The organism is Frankia sp. CgKIO3 (assembly GCF_977946435.1).
On sequence record NZ_CDWTMO010000004.1, the window covers coordinates 36,702 to 55,470 of the forward strand.

Below are 18,769 nucleotides of genomic sequence, written 5' to 3' on the forward strand. Positions count from 1 at the left end.
GCCGGAGGCGGCAGGCGGCCTCCCGTCGCCTTCGGCTACTACACCTAGCACTACCGTACGCAGCGTTACTACACGTAGCGTTCGAGAATGCTCGACTCGGCGAGCCGGGAGAGGCCCTCGCGGACCGCTCGGGCGCGGGTCTCCCCGACGCCGTCGACGGCCTGCAGATCGTCAACCCCGGCGGCGAGCAGTTTCTGCAGGGTGCCGAAATGATCGACGAGCCGGTCGACCACCATCCGTGGCAGTCGGGGCACCTTCGCCAGCATGCGGTAACCGCGCGGACTGATCTGCCGGTCCAGGATGTCCGCCCCGCCGGAGAATCCGATCACCCTGGCGAGGACGGTGAGGTCGAGCAGGTCGGTCGGAGACATCGCGGACAGCTCGCCCAGGACCTGCGCGGCCGTCCCCGCCTTCGACCCGATCGGCAGATAGTCGCGGACGGTGAGTTCACGCTCGGTCTCGACTCCGGCCATCAGCTCCTCGAGCTGCAGGGACAGCAGCCGGCCGTCGGTGCCGAGCTCGACGACGTAGCCTTCGATCTCGTCGGCTATGCGGCGCACCATCTCCAGCCGCTGGCTCACCGAAATCGCGTCGCGGACCGTGACGAGGTCCTCGATCTCCAGTGCGGACAGGGTGCCCGCGACCTCGTCAAGCCGCAGCTTGTAACGCTCGAGGGTGGCCAGGGCCTGGTTCGCCCGGGACAGGATGGCGGCCGAGCCGTCCAGCACGTACCGCCGCCCGGCGACGTACAGCGCGATGATGTGCATCGACTGGCTGACCGAGATGACGGGGAACTCGGCCTGCTTGGCGACCCGCTCGGCGGTCCGGTGCCGCGTGCCGGACTCCTCTGTCGGCACCGTTGGATCCGGTACCAGATGCACCGCCGCGCGGACGATGCGCTGCAGGTCGGACGACAGCACGATCGCGCCGTCCATCTTGGCCAGCTCGCGCAGCCGGGTTGCCGAGAACTCCACGTCGAGCTCGAAGCCACCGGTGCACAGACCCTCGACGACCTTGTCGTGGCCGAGGACGATCAGTGCGCCGGTGTGCCCGCGCAGAATGCGTTCCAGGCCGTCGCGAAAGGGGGTTCCGGGCGCGACCGCGGCCAGTGTCGCCCGGAAGATGTCGTCTCCGGGTGGTCCTGCCATTAGGCTCCCTCAACTCCTCGGCTCCCCCCACCGTCTCCCATTACCACTGTCGCGATGCTATCGGGGCGACGGGAGCCGGTGGGGTCCACCTCATCGTGAAGTACCGATATGGTTAGAAAAATACACACTTTCTACGTTTCATGCATTTTGCCGATCGCGCCGATCAGGTCGGGTACCTCGGTGACTTTCATGCCGTCCGGAGCCGGGCCGGGGTCCGCCGGAACGAGCGCCCGGCGAAAGCCGAGCCGGGCCGCGGCGGCGAGCCGTTGGCGTACCGAGCCCACCGCGCGGACCTCCCCGGCCAGGCCGACCTCGCCGACAGCGACGAGATCGGCCGGCAACGGACGGTCTCTGGCCGCGCTGACGATCGCCAAGGCCGTCGCGAGGTCCGCTGCGGGCTCGGCCAACCGAACCCCGCCGACGGTCGCGGCGTACACGTCGGCCCGGCCGAAGCGCACCTTCGCCCGGCGCTCGACCACGGCGAGAATCATCGCCACCCGGGCCGGATCGAGCCCGGACACGGCGCGCCGGGGGATCTGCGCCGAGGTCTCCGCCACCAGAGCCTGAACCTCGGCGACGAGTGGCCGTCGGCCCTCGACCGTTACGGTGACACAGGTTCCCGGCACCGCCTCCAGCCCCGCGCCGCCGGACCGGGACAGGAACAGCCCGCTCGGGTCGGCGATGCCATGGATACCGGAATCGTCCATCTCGAAACAGCCGACCTCGTCGGCCGGTCCATACCGATTCTTGCCCGCGCGGACCAGGCGCAGTGCGGAGTGCCGCTCGCCCTCGAAATGCAGCACCACGTCGACCAGATGTTCCAGGAGGCGCGGTCCGGCGACCAGACCATCCTTCGTGACATGGCCGACAAGCACCGTCACGAGTCCCAGCGCCTTGGCCGTCCGGATCAGGGCCGCGGTGACCTCACGGACCTGGGTGACCCCGCCCGCGGCTCCGTCTACCCCGGCCGCGGAGATGGTCTGCACCGAATCGACCACCAGCAGGGCGGGTGAGACCTCCTCGACGTGACGCAGGACGGCGCCGAGGTCCGTCTCGGCGGCGATCCACAGGTCCTCGTGCAGCGCACCCGTCCGACCCGCCCGCAGCCTGACCTGCGCCGCGGATTCCTCCCCGGTGACGACCAGCGCGCGGGCACCGGCGGCGGCGCTGCGGGCCGCGACCTCCAGCAACAGGGTGGACTTGCCGACCCCCGGTTCCCCGGCGAGCAGGATCACAGCGCCGGGAACGAGGCCGCCGCCCAGCACGCGGTCGAGCTCGTCTATCCCGGTCGGGCGACGCCTCGTCGCGGTCACGTCGACGGACATGACCGGCAGAGCCGGTGCCGTCACTGCGGCGGACGAGGCGGAGCGACCCCCCGCGACCAGGCCGGCCCCGCGGCGTGGGGCGGGGGCCTGCGCCTCCAGCGTGCCCCACTCCTGGCAGCGCGAGCATCGTCCCGCCCACCGCACGGACTCCGAGCCGCAGCTGTTACACCGGAACCCGCCTGAGGCCGCACGGCTCGACGGGCGACCGCCGGCCGACGGGCGAGTGGATGCCATGGACGCAACGTTAGTCCGCTGGTCCGACATGTCGGTGACAGCGGCGCGCGGAATGGGTCCCCGGGCGTCGGGTACCCGCGAATGGGGATACCCGGCCGGATCCCGCTGGGCGGATCGGCCGGCGGTGGGTCAGCCCGCGGTGGTGGCGCCGGCCGACGGCGAGGCGGGCTCCTGCCCTGCCCCCGGGGTCCCGGTAACCGCACCCCGCGCCGCCGAGGCGCCGGGTGCGGGCTGCTCCACCGGAACGTCCAGGGTGATACTGCCGGCCTTGGCGAAGGTGATGGTGACGGGCACCTGGGACCCGATCAACAGGTTCTTCTGGACGTTCTGCAGGGTCGGCGCGGAGCCGTCGGCAATGAAGATCTTTCCGGAACCGGGTGGCAGCTCGGCGGGGCTCGGTACCTTGCCGCCCGCCGCGAGGGGGGAGGACACGCCGATGATGGTGTCAGGCTCGGTGCCCGCGTTGAAGAACGCCGAGACGATCTGTGCGGAGTCTCCCCGGGACAGCGGGCCTGCTACATAGACGTTGCGCAGCGTGATGCTGTCGACGGCGCTCGAGACGCTGTTGGTCGTGGTCCGGGCGAGGTTCGTCAGCGCGTCGTTGCCGGAAGCGCAGCTTGCCAGGCCAGCGGACCCGACCACCGAGGCCAGGATCGCGGCACCGATCCGGCGGGAGGCCATGCGCCGCCTGAAGGTGGACTGTCGACCGGCGTCGTGGCCCGGCTCCGGGGCGGCGGACGCCCCGCCGACGGCGGGTGTGGCTGACGTGGAACGGGCACCCAGACGGCGGCTCACAGCTCGGTGGCTCCTCCTGCGCGAGACCGGTGCCTCGGGTGCGCACCGGTGCTGGTTGACGGTCGTCCCGTGGAGTGATCACCGGTGGCGCCGCCTCCATCGCCGGCCGTCGTAACCGGCGCGGAGAGGCCACCCCCGGTGCCCGGATGATTCGGTCTAAGACGGTCCGTGACGGTCCGTCTCCCGACTCACCCGTGCGGGGCTAACACTAGCCATCCCTCGGCATCACGTGCGGAGGCTGTGGGCGGTACGAAACCCGTGGATCCGGCCCAGGAGCACGCTCGGGCCGGATTCCGGCGCCGTAGCCGGGCCGGCTGGCCTGGGCGGTTGGTCCGAGCGGCCCCGGACGTGGGCAGCATCATGGCGTGGGGGGGAGCCACGACCTGTCGGGCGACCCGGCGGGCGCCGTCCGTTCCATGGCGATAGCCCGTTTCATGGCGGGATGACCGTTTCATAGTCAAGACGACCGTTACATGGTGATGTGGCGCGATGGGTGCTGGTGCGTCGGGATGCGTCGCGGCGGGACCGGGGTCGGGTGGGCCCGGGTCCGGCACGGCGTCCCGGCCTGGCCGGGACGCCGTGCCGGCGGGCGGACGGGCCGGCCCCCGCGCCAGGTTCGCCGCGCGGCCGCGCTCAACGTGTAGCCAACATCCGCCGGGTCGTCACCCGTTTTACCTGGTAGGCGTCTTCGATGTCGGTGCGCGGCGATCTGGCGGGTGGGTGGGCGGATCTGTGCCCCTGGATGCCCGTCCTCCGGAGCGGGTGGCCGGAAGGCGGCGCCGGGGCCCTCACCTTGGCGTTGCTGGTCTTGGTACCTGCAGCGTGCGTCTGACCTGCGGCGATGCGTGCGTGTTACGCTGGTAGAGGCGGAAGGGGCACGTGACACATGGCGTTCCAAGTCGGCGAGACCGTTGTTTACCCGCATCATGGTGCTGCTCTGATTGACGCGATTGAAACTCGCGTCATCAAGGGCGAGGAAAAACTCTATCTCGTGCTGAAGGTCGCTCAGGGCGATCTGACTGTCCGAGTTCCGGCCGACAATGTCGGCATGGTCGGGGTGCGTGACGTCGTTGGGCAGGACGGGCTGGAACGGGTGTTCGAGGTGCTCCGCGCCCCGCACACCGAGGAGCCCACCAACTGGTCGCGACGGTACAAGGCAAATCTTGAGAAGCTCGCCTCCGGCGATGTGAACAAGGTGGCCGAGGTCGTCCGTGACCTATGGCGACGCGATCGCGAACGCGGTCTTTCCGCGGGCGAGAAGCGAATGTTGAGCAAGGCCCGGCAAATCCTCCTCAGCGAGCTTGCGCTCGCCGAGGGCACCAACGAGGACAAGGCGGAGGCCATGCTCGACGAGGTTCTCGCCGGATGATCGTGGGCTTGTTGGCGCAGGCGTAATTCGTCCGGCCGACAGGCGATCTATTCGGCACGGCATGATAATCCGGAAAGGCATTCTCTTTCCGGGAGACCGCCGTCCCGAGCGCGTTGCCGACTCAGGTTCCGGCTGAGTGGCGTCGAGACGGTGGTGGGCGGTGTTGCGCCCACCGGCGGCTCGCGCCGAGCCGGCTGGATCCGCCATGCCCTCGTGGCGGATGGCACACGGGAGGTCCTGTGGTGGGCGAAGGTCACCGGTTGCCGGTGGCGAGCCCCCGGGTGGCGGCGATCGTGCCGGCTGCCGGCCGGGGTGAGCGGCTGGGGGGAGGTACTCCCAAGGCGCTGCGAGCCCTCGGTGGCAGGCCCATGCTGGTGCGTACGGTGGAATCGTTGCGCCGCTCCAGGCTAGTGACGCAGATCGTTGTCGCGGCGCCACCGACGCTGGTCGATGCCGTGGCCCAGTTGCTCGGCGGGGGCGTGCATGTGATCGCCGGCGGCGCCGAGCGGGTGGATTCGGTCCGCCGCGCCCTGCGGGCCGTGGACGACGACGTCTCCGTGGTACTGGTCCACGACGCCGCCCGGCCGCTGACGCCCCCCGAGCTGGTCGACGCGGTGGCGGCGGCGGTGCTCGACGGGCATCCCGCGGTGATTCCCGTCGTGCCGCTAGCCGACACGGTCAAGGAGGTGGACGCCGACGGGCGGGTGGTGCGTACCCCGCCGCGGGACGGCTTGCGAGCCGTGCAGACCCCGCAGGGATTCCGCCGCGACGTGTTGAGCGCCGCGTATGCGCTCGAGGACATCGCCGTGACCGACGATGCGGGACTGGTGGAGGCTCTGGGAGTGCCGGTGACGACCATTCCCGGCGCGCAGGAGGCATTCAAGGTGACTCGACCGGCGGATCTCGTGCTCGCCGAGGCGCTACTCGCCCGCTGCGACTCCGCGGACGACGCCCGGCCCGCGGAGCCCCAGTTCGCGGGCGCCCGGTCCACGGACGCCTGGAGTGGCGGATGACCGGCGGCCCGCGGCGGGACGAACCCGTCGTGGACGCCGCGCCTACCAGCCGGCAGGCTCCCGCGTCCAGTTTGGTGAACACGGTGATCCTGCCCCGGGTCGGCGTTGGGGTCGATGTGCATCCGTTCGCCGCCGGCAGGCCGTGCTGGGTGGCTTGCCTGGAATGGCCGGGGGAGACCGGGCTCGCCGGGCACTCCGACGGGGACGTCGCCGCACACGCGGCTTGTGACGCACTTCTCACCGCCTCGTGCCTCGGTGATCTGGGTCGAGTTTTCGGCACGGACCGACCGGAGTACGCGGGTGCGTCGGGCGCGGTCCTGCTGGCCGAGACGGCGCGGCTTCTCGGTGCCGCCGGTTGGGCGATCGGCAACGTCTCGGTCCAGGTCATCGGGAGCCGGCCCAGGATGGCCGGGCGTCGCGAGGAGGCGCAGAAGGCGATGTCCGTGGCCTTGGGCGCCTCGGTGAGCCTGTCGGCCACCACCAGCGACGGACTCGGCCTCACTGGGCGGGGCGAAGGCTTGGCCGCCATCGCGACCGCGCTCGTCGTCCGCGCCTGACGGCGAGCCTGTCACCGGTGATATGCCGTTTTGTCATCGACTGACCGCGTGCCGGCGCGGAGATGAGAGGGTGAGCTGACCCTGGCCCCTCCCCGAGGAGTCTGATGGCTGACCGCCTTCCAGAGTTGGTGAGGGCCCTTGCCGACGCCCGGACCTACGTCGTTCTGGCGACGATCCAGCCCGACGGCTCGCCGCGGATGACGGTGCTGTGGGTGGACCGCGACGAGGACGAACTGCTGCTGTCCACGGTGCGGGGGCGCGCGAAGGAACGCGACATCGCAAGGGATCCGCGGGTCGGACTGATGTTCCTCGACCAGGGCGATCCCTACGGTTACATCGAGGTCCGCGGGACCGCTACCCTGATCGAGGATGGCGGCCGGGAACTGATCGACCGGCTGTCGGTGAAGTACACCGGAGACGTGTACCGGTGGGATGATCCGGATGAGGCCAGGGTGGTCGTCCGGGTCGTGGCCGACCGGGTACTGACGGTCGGCTGACCCTCCCCTTGGGTCCCGTCGGTCGAGCGGGGCCGTACCCTTGACAGATGGGTCTCCACCTCCACGACACGCGCAGGCGGCGTGTGCGGCCATTCGAGCCGCTACGCCCCGGTCACGTGGGCGTCTACGTGTGCGGGCCCACCGTGCAGGCGGCCCCGCATGTGGGCCACATCCGCACGGCGCTGCCCTTCGATCTGCTGCGCCGGTGGCTGGTGCAGTCCGGCCACTCGGTGACCTTTGTGCAGAACGTCACCGACATCGACGACAAAATTATCATCAACGCGGATCGGGACGGCACCTCGGTCTGGGAGCTCGCCACCCGGCAGACCCGTGCGTTCGACGACGCCTACCGCACTCTCGGGATCCTGCCCCCGACGATCCAGCCGCGTGCCACCGGTCACATCCCCGAGATGATCGCGCTGGTGTCGGCCCTCGTGGAGAGGGGATACGCGTACGCCAGCGGCGGTTCGGTCTGGTTCCGGGTGGGTGCGTTCGTCGACTACGGAGCGCTGTCCCACCAGCGACCCGACGCGATGCAACCGTCCGTGGAGGCCGAGCCCGGCAAGGCTGACCCCCGCGACTTCGCGTTGTGGAAGGCAGCCAGGCCCGGCGAACCGTTTTGGTCGTCCCCCTGGGGTGACGGCCGGCCGGGCTGGCATCTGGAATGCTCTGCGATGGCCGGAAAATACCTCGGCCCGGTCTTCGACATCCACGGCGGCGGACTCGACCTGATTTTCCCGCACCACGAGAACGAACGTGCCCAGACGGTCTGCGCCGCCACGGCCCGCCCGGTGTCGAACGCGGCTTCGGCCGATTCGCCTGGCCCCGGTGGTGGCGAGCCCGGTGGTGGCGAGATGGCGCGCTACTGGATGCACGTCGGCCTGCTGACGACCGGCGGGACGAAGATGTCGAAGTCGTTGGGAAATTCCGTCCTGGTGGCCGACGCCCTCGACGAGGTCCGTCCGCAGGTTCTGCGTTATCATTTGCTTTCCGCGCACTACCGGTCCACGCTCGACTACAGCGCCGAGGCGCTGGCGGAATCCACCGCGGCCCACGACCGGGTGGAGACCTTCGTCCGCAACGCGTTGGACATCCTCGGCGGGCCCGGGGAGGCGGCGGCACTGGCAGCCGACGAGGTCGTCTCGTCGTCGACCGCAGGGACGGCGGGGAAGGCCGGGACGCGGCCGACGGTGGCCGGAGCCCGGCCGGTGCCGGTTCCCGGGCCGGGTGGTGAGCCGAGGCTCACCCCGCGGCGGGCCTGGTCCGATTTCACCACCGCTATGGACGACGATCTCGCCGTCGGACGTGCGCTGGCGGCCCTGTTCGGCGCGGTGAGTCAGGGAAACCAGGTGCTGTCGAAGGCTCACAGCCGGGAGTTGGCCGGGTGGGTGGACGTGACCCGGCGGATGCTGAACATCTTCGGTCTCGACCCGCATGAGCAGTGGCCTACCGCAGGTGCCGAGTTCAGGCCGGCGCTGGACGGCGCGATGCAGGTCGTGCTGGATCTGCGGTCCGCGGCCCGGGCCCGGCGGGACTATGCGGAAGCCGACGCCATCCGCTCGAGACTGGCAGCCGCCGGCCTGATCGTGGAGGACACTCCAGAGGGCCAGCGCTGGCATCTGGCCTGAGCCGACCGACCAGGTCTCACCAGGTTGATCAGCGTTGACGCCGTGACGATCAGTTGACTGATCTGATCGGCAGGCCGCCTGCCGCCCCGGACGGCGGCAGGCGACCCGGTAGATCAGCGGGCGCGTAATGTGATGCGCGTCCAGGCGCCCAGGTAGACCCGGTCCCCGTCACGTAGCGGAACGGGCTGGCCGGGCTCGATGGGGTCCGGTTCGTCGTTCAGCCGGGTGCCGTTGGTGGATCCCGGGTCGCGGACCGCGTAACCGCCGTCGGGCAGCAGCTCGAACAGGGCGTGGCTGCGGGAGATTCCCGGGTCCTCCGGCGCTCCGGACAGGTCGATGTCCGGATGGATGCCACGGGACTCGCTGCGCCGCCCCACGAGCATCTGAGAGCCGGCCAGGGCGAAGACCCGACGAGGGTAGAAGGTCGGGAACGGGACCCGGTGGTCGTCGCCGCTGTCGTAGTACTCGCGCTCCGCCTCGACGATGGCTTCCCAGACGGTGCTGCCCGTCGGCGCGCGGTCCCGATCCCAGCCGGCGCCACGCCCGGCGCCGGCCCGTGGGTCGTCGAGGACCGCGTCACGGGGGTCGACGTGGCCGCCGCGGGTGCCGCTGTGCCGCGGGTTGCCGCCCCGGCTCTGGGTGACCCGGTCGATGGATGGCGGGGGTGGAGCGGAGGCGTCCATGCCCAGCGGGTCCGCACCGTAGCCGTACTCGGCGTCGCGTCGGCTCCGGCGGTGCGTGTCCGACTCGCGGTCAAGGTCGCCCCGCGGATCCGGATATCCACCCGGCGTCCGGCTGTCGCGGCCGACGGGGTAGCCGCCACGGTTCTCCGGCGTGCCCCAGTCTCGACCGTAGGGATCGCGCCCGTGGTCGATCCGGTCGTCGGGGGCCGGCTGCTCGTCACGCCCGCGTGGGTAGGGGTCACGATCATAGCCACCGGGCGGGCCGTAGGGGTCCTCCTGATAACCGCGGCCCCCCCGGGACTGGTCGGGGTAGCCGTCACGGCCATACCCGCCGTACGAGTCGCCACCGCGCGGGTCGCCGACGCGCGGCGGGTCCGTCACCCCGGGCAGGTCGGCTGGCGAACGGCGGATGCCCAACGGGTCGTAGCCATCTGGACCGTCCGCATCCGGGCCGGTCTGTTCGGCTGGCCCACGCCGACGGTTCCCGTCAGCCGAGCGGCCGGGGGCATCTGCTCCGTAGGGAGCTCGCCCGCCGTCCTCCGGACGGTATTCGTACCTCTCCTGACCACTCATGATCCCAATTCCGCACCGATCGCAGTAGTCGGGTCGTGAGACAGGTGCCCCGTAGGGCATCGTGCCCTCACCTGATCACCGGTTCACCCGGAGGGTCCTCGTCGACCGTGTGTCAAGGACCATCTCATCGATCTTCTTGACGTTCTTCTTCAACCGAACCGTACCTGTTGTGGCATTGTCGACGCGAACCACCTTCTGTAGGAGGCGGTAGGTGTCTTCGTTGCCGGAGGCGAGCGCCAGCTGAGCGTCGCGTCCGAGCAACAGTGTCGCAGTCGCCTCGTCGCCGGCCCGACGCGCCTCCAGGCCCCGTAGCACCGCGGCCGGGAGTTCCACCTGGTCGGTGTAGTGGGTGACTGGGTCGCTGATCCGGCTCCACTGGGTCTCATCGTCCGTCCAAACCGCTCGGACCAGCGCCTTTGACGCCACCCGGCCGTCGACGACGAGGCTGACCCGCGCCGCCGACGTCTCGATTCCCCACGCGCCGGTAGGGTAGCCGAAGCAGCGTTCGTCCGCGGGCGTGGCCTCGCCCGTCAGATCACGTACCACGGGTGCGACCTCCGCGGTGAAGACGCTCATCAGTCCTCCACCCGGGCGGCCACCACCGTGATGTTGTCGTGTCCCCCGGAGTCGATGGCGAAGTCGACGAGGTGGCGGGCGACGTCGATGGCCTCGCAGTGGGGTGGGAGCTGATTGACCAGCGCGGCCATCACGTCGGGCCGGGACGCGTAGTTCCACAGCCCGTCGCTGCAGACCAGTACCGTGGCCGGCGCCTCGATTGGGAACATCTCGGTGTGCGGCGCGACGTCCTCGACGTCGCCGCCCAGCCAGCAGGTGAGGGTGTGCGCCCGCCGGTGTGTCTCGGCCTCGTTGGCTGGGATGAGCCCCGCGCGCGCGGCCTCAGCCGCCCAGGTGTCGTCGGCGGTCAGCCGCTCGCACCAGCGCGGACCGAGCAGGTAGACCCGGCTGTCGCCGACCCAGCCGACCGTGACCATGCCCGGGCCGTCCGGGGTCGGCGGGGTGACGATGGCCGCGGCGAACGTGCACGACGGCGCCATCCGCCCCTCGGCCGCGCTGAGTTGGGCGATGGTCGCCTGGGCCGCGTCGACGGCGGCGTGCAGCGCGGCCTCGGCGTCCTCCGGGGAGAACCCGCCGACGACCGTGCGGGGCGATGTTCGTGGCTTCTTGTAGTCGGCATACGATGGTTCGAGGATGTCGAGCATCTCCTCGGCCCGGCTGACGCCGCGCGACGGGCGGGTGTCGTGGTGGACGGGGCGCCCCGGGCCGTGGGCACGCACCGCATCCGCGAGGACGGCCATGGCGGTGGTCGCCGCGGCGGCCGAGGCCTGCCCGGAGCCCGGAGTGGTCGACACGCCGTCACACACCACCGCGATCAGCGTGCCGTACACGACGGCCAGGCCCATGGCGTCCTCGTTGGTGGTGTGCCGGACGCCGCGGTCGCACACGCCGGCGAGCTGGCCGAGGTCGACCTCGCTGTGGTCGGCGTCGCCGTGGCCGGGGTCCGGGCCCTCCAGCCCGTGACCACAGACCTCGCAGTACCGGTCGTCGGCATACACCGGCGCCGCACACACCGGGCAGCGACCCAGGTCGTCGTTGAGTTCGAACGGCCCCCCGGTGATCTGGTAGGCGACTGTGGGGGCGTCGTCACGCGGGTTGAGGTCCACCGTCATGCCGCCGGGAGAAATCGGCCGCGGCCGGAAACAGCCGGGGGAACGCATGCGGGCGGTGTGCGCAGAGCCATGTGCTGGGTGCCTCCTGCCCCTGACGGTCGGGTCCTTGACGGTCGGGTCGCTAACGGCCGGATCGTCGATGCTCGCCGTGGCCGTCTCGGGACACCGACGGCGCGCGCCCGATGATCGACCGAGGTGGTCACACTCGTCGAGCTGGTCATCACGCATCCATGGAGACGTATTCTCCCAGCTTCTCCCGCGGCACGTCGAGGGTGTAGATCGCCGTGCCGGCGACCTGATCCGACGCGCCCGCCATCGCCGGCGGGCGACCCTAAAAGAGCGTAAAGGCCGGGGGTGGATGGTGGCAGGGCCCCCGCACTCCGGGGAACCCCGGGCCCGCCGGTCGGCGTGGTGATGCGCACCTGACCCTCCTGACGCCGGTGAGGGGCGGCCGGACCACGTCAGGTCGGGCCGTGGGCCTGCCGGCCCTCAGGATAGGGCGCCGGGTCCCCGGAAACGGCCATGTCGAGGTATGCCCATGGCAGAGGTCCTCCGCCGAGCTCCTGCCGAGCTCTCGCTGAGCGTGCCCCGACACGCCGGTGTCGTCCGCCGTATACCGTGGTCACATGGTCATTCCCCGGGCGTGTACTGGTCGGTGGTCCTGATGGCCGGCGCCGCTCGCCGGGGCGATGGGATCGCCCGCGGCGGTCAGGGCGGTCGGGCCGCCAAGTCCGGTTCCCACCGCAAGGGGGCCTCCACGGGCAGCGGCGGTCACGGCCGCAAGGCGCTGGAGGGCCGTGGGGCCACGCCGCCCGCGCAGCTGCGCCCCGGCCATCCCGCCCAGCGTCGTGCGGCGGCGGCTGCTGCGGCCCGTTCCGCATCGGCCGGAGCCGAGCGGGGTCGAGCGGCCGCCGGCCGGCGCGGGGATGGTGGCCGCGCCGTCGCCGCTGCGGCCACCACCGGGCCGAGCGCCGCGGGGGGTTCCGCGGGGACCGGGCGCCCACGGCGGACCGAGGGCGACGAGCTGGTGGTCGGGCGCAACGCGGTGGTCGAGGCGCTGCGGGCCGGGGTGCCGTCGTCGGCCCTTTTCATCGCCGGCGGGCTGGACTTCGACGAGCGGCTCGCCGACGCCCGCCGACTCGCCGGGCGGGCCGGGATCGCCGTGGCCGACGTCGGCCGCACGGATCTCGACCGGATGTGTGGCACCGCTCCGCATCAGGGTCTCGCCCTCGTGGTACCGCCGTTCTGGTATGCCCATCCGGATGATCTCCTCGCCCGCGCGCGCTCGTCCCCCCCCGGTCTGCTGCTGGCGCTGGACGGGGTCACCGATCCCCGCAACCTCGGGGCTGTGGTGCGCTCGGCCGCCGCCTTCGGTGCCCATGGCGTCGTCGTTCCGGAGCGTAGGGCCGCCGGCATGACCGCCGCGGCCTGGAAGACCTCGGCGGGGGCCGCCGCCCGGCTGCCGGTGGCGCGCGCCACCAACCTGGCCCGCACGCTCGTCTCCTACGCGGCGGGCGGCCAGTTCGTCGTCGGTCTGGCTGTGGGCGGCGAGGTGAGCATCGACGAGCTCACGATGGCGACCGACCCACTCGTCCTGGTGATCGGCTCCGAGGGACGCGGGTTGTCCAGGCTGGTCGAGCAGCGCTGCGACGTGAGGGTCCGGATCCCCATGGCGGGTGCGGTGGAGTCCCTCAACGCGGGGGTGGCCGCTGGGATCACGCTGGCCGAGATCGCCCGCCGCCGTCGGATCGGCTGAGCCGGCCGATCGGTGGGTCCGCCGGGTCTCCGCCGCCGGGCGGGGCTGCGGAAGTTGACCTGGCCGGCGTCGCCGTGACCGGGAAACCGTGACCGGGAAACGTAGCGCGCAGCCCCGTGTCCCGGAGGGGACACGGGGCTGCTGGCCGCGCGCCGATCAGTACCGGCCGGGCGCGGACAGTGAAAGCTGGCGCGGGAAGTCGGGCAGCTCAGATCTTGTGACCCCAGCACGGCTTCGATGCGTACCAGGGGCTCGTCCCCTGCTGGGCGTACAGGATGCGGGCGCGGTGCCACTGCTCGGCGACGCTGGCGTGCTGCGGCAGACCCTTGCCGCCGACCCCGCGCCAAGTGCTGGGCAGGAACTGGAACAGCCCGCCGGCGCCGATGGAGTTGACCACGCGCGGGTTTCCCCCGGACTCACACGGAATCACCTTGGAGAGCAAGCGGTCGGCATTCGTCGACGCGCTGACCGGCTGGGACAGCGCGAGGCCACCGCCGATCGAGGCCGCGAGAGTGGTGGCGGCGATCAAGGCCCGGGAACCGAGCCTGATGCGGTTGAGGCCACGAGCGAGCGAACGAGCGTTGGACATTGAGTTGCCCTTCCCCACGCCTGCGAGGTGAGCTGTCGGGTTCGGGCTGGGAATGCCCGGCCGCGCATCGCGGCTTCACCCCGAGAACGCCTTTTCGTGGCGCCCGGAATTGGTTCCCCCGCTCCTGCCGAAGGTTTGATTCTCGTCGAGCGGGGGCAGGATGCGGCGTGCCGCCCGACGCATGCCATCAGGTGACGGCACGGCAATGAACATAGCTGAGAGCGACCCAGGAAAAACAAGAGTATGTGAGGATGCACACAGTGCATCCTGTTTACTTATCCCGATCTTTTTAATGGTGTTTCGCGCCCGCGTGCGCGCCCGATTCTAGAGGTTGTCCAGCGGGCTGGAAATCCCTAGTCCGTAGCTGGGTCGTCACGTTGACGGTAAACAATACGCGGTGCGTGGAGAAACTGTTCCGCCGCGTAGTGATCAAGCCTCCGCTACCCGCTGCCGGCAATCTCTAACCAGGATCTGGAAAAATCTGTGCCGGCGTTCCGGCGGGCCCGCACCTATCGCCCGCTTTCCGGACTATACGGCACGAGGGAATCATGTCATATGTCGGATCTACCAGTCGGTGCCGGACACCCGGTCCCGGCGCTGCGTCGCCGCCAGCCGCCAGCCGCCAGCCGTCATGCCGCCCGCGAGGCGGGTGCGTTCGGGTCGGTCAGCGGTTGTAGGACCAGGCCGAGCCGGTACCCCGGTACTGCTCCACCGGGATCGGTGTGGTTCCGGCCCGCATCCGATCCGTTTAGAGCTGACCGTGCAGGTGGTCGATCTCGTGGGCGACAAGCCGCGCCAGCCCCTGCCGATAGACGGTGATGTGCCGGTTGCCGTCGATATCGGTGTGTTCGACGTGCAGCTCCAGCGGCCGGGGGACGAGGCCACGGACGTCAAAGAAGCTCAGGCAGCCCTCGTACTGCTCGTCGGTCTCCCGGGAGGTTTCGATGACGCTGGGGTTGAGCAGCGTGAGCGTGTCGCCGCCCGGGGTACGCACGATCGCTGCGGCGCGGTTGATGCCGACCTGCGGCGCGGCGATGCCCATGCCCTTGCCGAAGGTGTGCAGGGCGGATACCCGTTCGAGGGCGGAGGACAGCTCGGCCGACGACCCGACGCGCGTCCTCGGCCTCGTCGGGCAGGGCGAACGGGCGGGCCGACTGCCGCAGGATCGCCTCACCCTCCTGCACGATGCCAACGGCCGCCATCTGATCGCTGGGACGTGTTCCGGTCTCCGCGGCCGGATCACGTTCCGGCACGGTGGCCCGGAAGTTCCATTCCAGTCGGTAGCGGGCGTGCAGCGGCGGCTCGGTGGTCGACCAGGTGAAGATCCGCCGGTCGCCGGAGTCGGTGCGGGCGATTGCGGTCCGGAACGGGAAGGCATCGGCGGTCATCGACGTTTCCATGCCCCAGACCACGGGATCCAGCTCGGCCGGAAAGTCCAGCTGCACCGAGAGGAAACTCGTCGGTACCCGCACGGCACGCTGGAACCACGGCCCCCACTTCTCCCTGCTCACCTGGTAGCTGTAGTTGATCCATGCCGATTCGCCGGGATAGAGCGGAAATCGCCCTCGACTGTTCTCGAAGAGCAGCCAGACCTCCTTGAGCGCGTCCCAGTCGGTCTTGACCTGCCAGGCCATCTGCTCGCCGCCGCAGTGTGCGCTGAGCTGGAGGTCCTCCCAGCGCAGTGGATCGGATCGGTACAACCGCGCGGAGCGTTCCGGATCTCCCGGGAACCGGTCAACCGATATCCGCATCAGATACCGGGTGACCGGTTCGCTGCCGGCGTTGAGAAGACGTCTTCGCTGGTGGGCGACGTACATGCTGTCGTCGTAGTCGTAGCGGAGTTCGGCCCGGTCCTCCTCGACGACCAGGCCCCCCGGTCCGGGGGGGACCCGGCCCGGGCTCTCGGCGACGACGGGCCCGGGGGGCCGGGGCCGGGTCGACGGAGGGGGTCGCGACGTGGGCCACCGGCGTCGGGCCGGGTCCGGCCGGAACCGTCGGCGGCCCGGGCGGCTCGCGCACGTCCCGTGCCGCCTCCCACGGCCGTGCGGCCAGGTGGAAATAACTACCCGGGATACGCAGCGCGTCGGCGATGCGTTCGATCAGGGAGAGCCGGGCGATGCGGTCCTCGCCCTGCATGATTCGGCTGACCCTGCTCTGGCTGAGCCCTTCCACCGGCGAGGCGATGCGATTCTGACTGGCACCGTCATATTTCTTCATCAGCCGGAACACCGCGCGGAAGTCTCGCGTCGCACACGCCGTCCGGAAGTCCTCCCGGGCCAGCAGCTTGGGCGATACCCGGTAAGGTCCAGATTCGTACGACATCGAAACGGCCTTCCATGTCGGTACGGTCGGTGAAGGCCGGAGTGAAATCGGGCGATCAGTCCTCCGTCAGTCGACACATCAGGATAACGACGCCATGCCAAACGGGCACAGATGTTCGGCTGAATGCTCGACTATCGGATATCCGACAGCACGGGCTCGGCGGTTTCCCGGGTCTTCCCGGGTCTTCGCGGTGTATGGCGGATGTCGTTTCTGACTCCTTGCGGACAGCGACGGCTGCTGGTGGCGTGCTGTCGCCGCTGGCCGGGGTGGTGTCACGGACGCCACCTAGGAGCCGGGCCGTAGATAGGTGAAGTCTTCCCCTCCAGCGCCCGGTTGCCTGTGGCGCAGACGACGACATCCGCGCGGCCCATACGAGAAAGGCATGCCTGACTGACGTTTCCGGATCCCGGTCGCCCGCGTCAGTCTTGGCGGCAGGCCGGTCCCGCCCTGCGTCGAGCCGCGACCTCCGCCGGGCGGGGCCAGCGTGACGGCGAGCCGCAGCCGGGCGTGACGCCCGAGACCTCCGGGAGGGGTCCGTGGACAGGTGGCCCTGCCCTGCCCAAGCAGGGCCACCCTCGGCCTTTGCCCGAGTCCGGGGAGCCCGCCGAACCGACGGGCCCGGCCGCGCTTGAGTCGACCGTCGCAACCACACCCCGGGGATTCGACCGCTGGGCGGTCACGGTGGCGGCCGGTTCCGACCCGAGGGGGAGGCCTTCCGCGCAGTCGGGCGCATGCCCGCGCCGCTCCTCCGTTACAGGATTTCGATCACAGCGAGGTGCGGAACGGACCAGTCACCTCGTAGGTGATGCCGCCGCTGCTGGAGCCCGAGGTGCCGCGCTGGGAGGAGAAGTACAGCCGGTTACCAGCCGGGTTGAACGCCGGTCCGGTGATCTCCGAGGAGCTCTGGCCAGTGATGCGCAGGAAGGGGGCAACGATGTCGCCGGGGGTGATGATGCAGATCTCCATGTTGCCGCCGTCCTCGGCGACGTAGAGGTCACCGACGGCGGCGACGGTGATGTTGTCGACACCGGTCAGCGGGGCGCCGGAGACGTTGTCGTCGTAGACGATCGCCAGGGTGCTGGCCGCCGCGTCGTAGGCCCACACCCGGTTGTCGCCCTTGGTGGTGAAGTAGCACTTGCCGGCCGAGTACCAGGCGCCCTCGCCGCCGTTGAACAGCTTGGCGCCCGAGACCTGGTCGCGGGTGGGTGTGGGGCTGCCGTCGGGGTCGGGCACGTTTGCCCAAGACAGCACGCCGGAGATCTCCTTGAGTACCTGCAGGGTGCCGGAGGACAGGTTGCCCCAGGTGGTGGGCATAAACCGGTAGAAACACCCGTCGGACGCGTCCTCGGTCAGGTAGATCACCTTCCGGTCCGGGTCGGCGGCAGTAGCCTCATGGTTGAATCGGCCCATCGCGGCCCGCCGGACAGCCGCGTTGACCCCCCACGGGTCGGTCTCGTACACGTAGCCGGTGCTGGTCTCCTCACACGACAGCCAGGTGTTCCACGGGGTGGTCCCGCCCGCGCAGTTGCGGTTGGTGCCGGACAGGATGCTGTAGGCGCCAATGATGTTGGCGTTGCTGTTGAACTTCACGGCACTCACGCCGCCGCCGCCGCTGCCTACCTCGGCGTTGGACACATAGATCCAGCCCGTGCCGTTGGCGAAGCAGGCGCCGCCGTCCGGGGCCCTGTGCCAGGTGTAGCTGGTGCCCGACACGGTCTGGGTGGATCGGGCGATCACCCGGCTGGTGAAGCCTGACGGCAACATGATTCCGTTGGCGTCGGCTGACTGCAGCGGCCCGTAGGGGCTGTTACCCGGTACCGCCGGGTAGGCCACGGCCGCCGCGCGCCACAGCGAGCCACTGAAGGCCGCCGCGCCGACGCTAACAAGACCGGTCCGAAGGAGAGTTCGACGATCCATTCCTGCTCCCATCTCCACGTGAGGATGCCGCGCTCGCCCGAGCGTCTCCGCCCGAGCCACAGTATTCCGTGCCGCTGGCAATCTAACGTACGGTGAGAAAATACGACAGAATTGTGGCGTGAACATTGTGAAACCGGCTGGACAACAATATCAACGTAGAGTCAAGATCGACCCGGTAATTATTCGAGCTGAAATCTTACCCAATGTTCGATGTAATTCGGATGTTGCGGTGGGGGCTGGCCTTGTGCGGTCGCGTCGGAGAGGGCGCTGGTTACTCACGTGGAACGGGTCGACGACCAGGCGGGCGTGCGGCAGAGTCCCAGCGAGGCCTGGCGATCCGTTCAGCCATCGCCGGTGAAGTGCAGGGTGACGCGATGCCGGTCCGACGGCCAGGCGGGCACCTGGAGAACGTCCCGGTGGGCCGTTTTTCCCCGCGGCGTCATCGCGACTTCGACCGAACGCTCACCCGCCGGGATGAACACATCTACGCCGGTAATGAAGCCGATCCAGAAATACGCCGGAATCGGCATCATGAGGTGGGTGACGCCATCGGAATTCCGGTCGAACAGGTAGACGCCCAGGGCCATTTTGAACCGGGGTGCGTCGGCGGCATTCAGCACGTTCTTCCCATCGATGCTGAGGACGTCGTCGGCGTCCCCCCTTATCCCAATGCCG

Annotated in this window: 16 protein-coding genes, 1 pseudogene and 1 riboswitch; of the genes and pseudogenes, 6 read left to right on the forward strand and 11 right to left on the reverse strand. The window is 70.0% G+C overall.

The genetic code is table 11. From position 1 onward, the window contains the following. Nucleotides 1-68: 68 nt before the first annotated feature. The 3 genes from disA to AC08OJ_RS01330 form a co-directional block, all read right to left on the reverse strand. On the reverse strand, nt 69-1,148 hold the full coding sequence (disA, locus tag AC08OJ_RS01320; protein WP_476591536.1) for a DNA integrity scanning diadenylate cyclase DisA: 1,080 nt from the start codon (nt 1,146-1,148) through the stop codon (nt 69-71). Between the two features lie 131 nt (nt 1,149-1,279). Further along, nucleotides 1,280-2,737 carry a DNA repair protein RadA gene (gene radA / locus AC08OJ_RS01325; RefSeq protein WP_462185932.1) on the reverse strand — a complete coding sequence of 486 codons (1,458 nt, stop codon included), beginning with the start codon at nt 2,735-2,737 and terminating at the stop codon, nt 1,280-1,282. Nucleotides 2,738-2,836: 99 nt separating this feature from the next. Continuing rightward, entirely contained in the window at nt 2,837-3,502 is a 666-nt protein-coding gene (locus AC08OJ_RS01330; protein WP_476591534.1) for a copper chaperone PCu(A)C domain-containing protein, read from the reverse strand. A gap of 886 nt (nt 3,503-4,388) precedes the next feature. On the opposite strand from AC08OJ_RS01330, the gene AC08OJ_RS01335 reads away from it, so the two are divergent. The 5 genes from AC08OJ_RS01335 to AC08OJ_RS01355 all read left to right on the forward strand — a co-directional run bounded on the left by AC08OJ_RS01335 (nt 4,389) and on the right by AC08OJ_RS01355 (nt 8,566). Further along, nucleotides 4,389-4,871: a CarD family transcriptional regulator gene (locus AC08OJ_RS01335; protein WP_476591533.1), complete on the forward strand. Its 483-nt coding sequence runs from the start codon at nt 4,389-4,391 to the stop codon at nt 4,869-4,871. A gap of 242 nt (nt 4,872-5,113) precedes the next feature. After that, nucleotides 5,114-5,884, forward strand: coding sequence for a 2-C-methyl-D-erythritol 4-phosphate cytidylyltransferase (gene ispD, locus AC08OJ_RS01340; RefSeq protein ID WP_476591532.1), 771 nt, complete (start codon nt 5,114-5,116; stop codon nt 5,882-5,884). Next, entirely contained in the window at nt 5,881-6,441 is a 561-nt protein-coding gene (ispF, locus tag AC08OJ_RS01345; RefSeq protein ID WP_476591531.1) for a 2-C-methyl-D-erythritol 2,4-cyclodiphosphate synthase, read from the forward strand. The genes ispD and ispF overlap by 4 nt, the downstream gene beginning before the upstream one ends. Nucleotides 6,442-6,545: 104 nt before the next feature. Further along, a complete protein-coding gene (locus AC08OJ_RS01350) occupies nt 6,546-6,938 on the forward strand; it encodes a PPOX class F420-dependent oxidoreductase (RefSeq protein WP_476591530.1) in 393 nt (130 codons plus the stop codon). A 47-nt stretch (nt 6,939-6,985) separates the two neighbouring features. Next, entirely contained in the window at nt 6,986-8,566 is a 1,581-nt protein-coding gene (locus tag AC08OJ_RS01355; RefSeq protein WP_476591529.1) for a cysteine--tRNA ligase, read from the forward strand. A gap of 113 nt (nt 8,567-8,679) precedes the next feature. Here the strand turns inward: AC08OJ_RS01355 and AC08OJ_RS01360 are convergent, their stop codons facing one another. From AC08OJ_RS01360 to AC08OJ_RS01370, 3 genes are all read right to left on the reverse strand, one after another. Further along, on the reverse strand, nt 8,680-9,822 hold the full coding sequence (locus AC08OJ_RS01360; protein ID WP_476594873.1) for an FHA domain-containing protein: 1,143 nt from the start codon (nt 9,820-9,822) through the stop codon (nt 8,680-8,682). A 75-nt stretch (nt 9,823-9,897) separates the two neighbouring features. Continuing rightward, entirely contained in the window at nt 9,898-10,398 is a 501-nt protein-coding gene (locus tag AC08OJ_RS01365; protein WP_476591527.1) for a hypothetical protein, read from the reverse strand. Further along, nucleotides 10,398-11,510 carry a PP2C family protein-serine/threonine phosphatase gene (locus AC08OJ_RS01370; protein ID WP_476591526.1) on the reverse strand — a complete coding sequence of 371 codons (1,113 nt, stop codon included), beginning with the start codon at nt 11,508-11,510 and terminating at the stop codon, nt 10,398-10,400. The genes AC08OJ_RS01365 and AC08OJ_RS01370 overlap by 1 nt, the downstream gene beginning before the upstream one ends. Before the next feature lie 664 nt (nt 11,511-12,174). Between AC08OJ_RS01370 and rlmB the strand changes: the two genes are divergently transcribed. Next, nucleotides 12,175-13,266: a 23S rRNA (guanosine(2251)-2'-O)-methyltransferase RlmB gene (rlmB, locus tag AC08OJ_RS01375; RefSeq protein WP_476591561.1), complete on the forward strand. Its 1,092-nt coding sequence runs from the start codon at nt 12,175-12,177 to the stop codon at nt 13,264-13,266. 208 nt (nt 13,267-13,474) lie between these two features. On the opposite strand, the gene AC08OJ_RS01380 is transcribed toward rlmB, so the two are convergent. The 5 genes and pseudogenes from AC08OJ_RS01380 to AC08OJ_RS01400 form a co-directional block, all read right to left on the reverse strand. Further along, nucleotides 13,475-13,855: a transglycosylase family protein gene (locus AC08OJ_RS01380; RefSeq protein ID WP_476591525.1), complete on the reverse strand. Its 381-nt coding sequence runs from the start codon at nt 13,853-13,855 to the stop codon at nt 13,475-13,477. 2 nt (nt 13,856-13,857) lie between these two features. Beyond that, a riboswitch (cyclic di-AMP (ydaO/yuaA leader) is annotated at nt 13,858-14,001 on the reverse strand. A gap of 602 nt (nt 14,002-14,603) precedes the next feature. Then, a complete protein-coding gene (locus AC08OJ_RS01385) occupies nt 14,604-15,029 on the reverse strand; it encodes a peptide deformylase (RefSeq protein WP_476594874.1) in 426 nt (141 codons plus the stop codon). A gap of 560 nt (nt 15,030-15,589) precedes the next feature. Further along, nucleotides 15,590-16,177, reverse strand: a complete 588-nt coding sequence (locus AC08OJ_RS01390) for a helix-turn-helix domain-containing protein (RefSeq protein ID WP_476594875.1) — start codon at nt 16,175-16,177, stop codon at nt 15,590-15,592. A gap of 765 nt (nt 16,178-16,942) precedes the next feature. After that, the gene (locus AC08OJ_RS01395; protein ID WP_476594876.1) at nt 16,943-18,094 is read right to left on the reverse strand and encodes an alkaline phosphatase PhoX; all 1,152 of its coding nucleotides are present in this window, start codon (nt 18,092-18,094) and stop codon (nt 16,943-16,945) included. Nucleotides 18,095-18,435: 341 nt separating this feature from the next. After that, nucleotides 18,436-18,769, reverse strand: a pseudogene (locus tag AC08OJ_RS01400) (lipase); the annotation flags it as partial.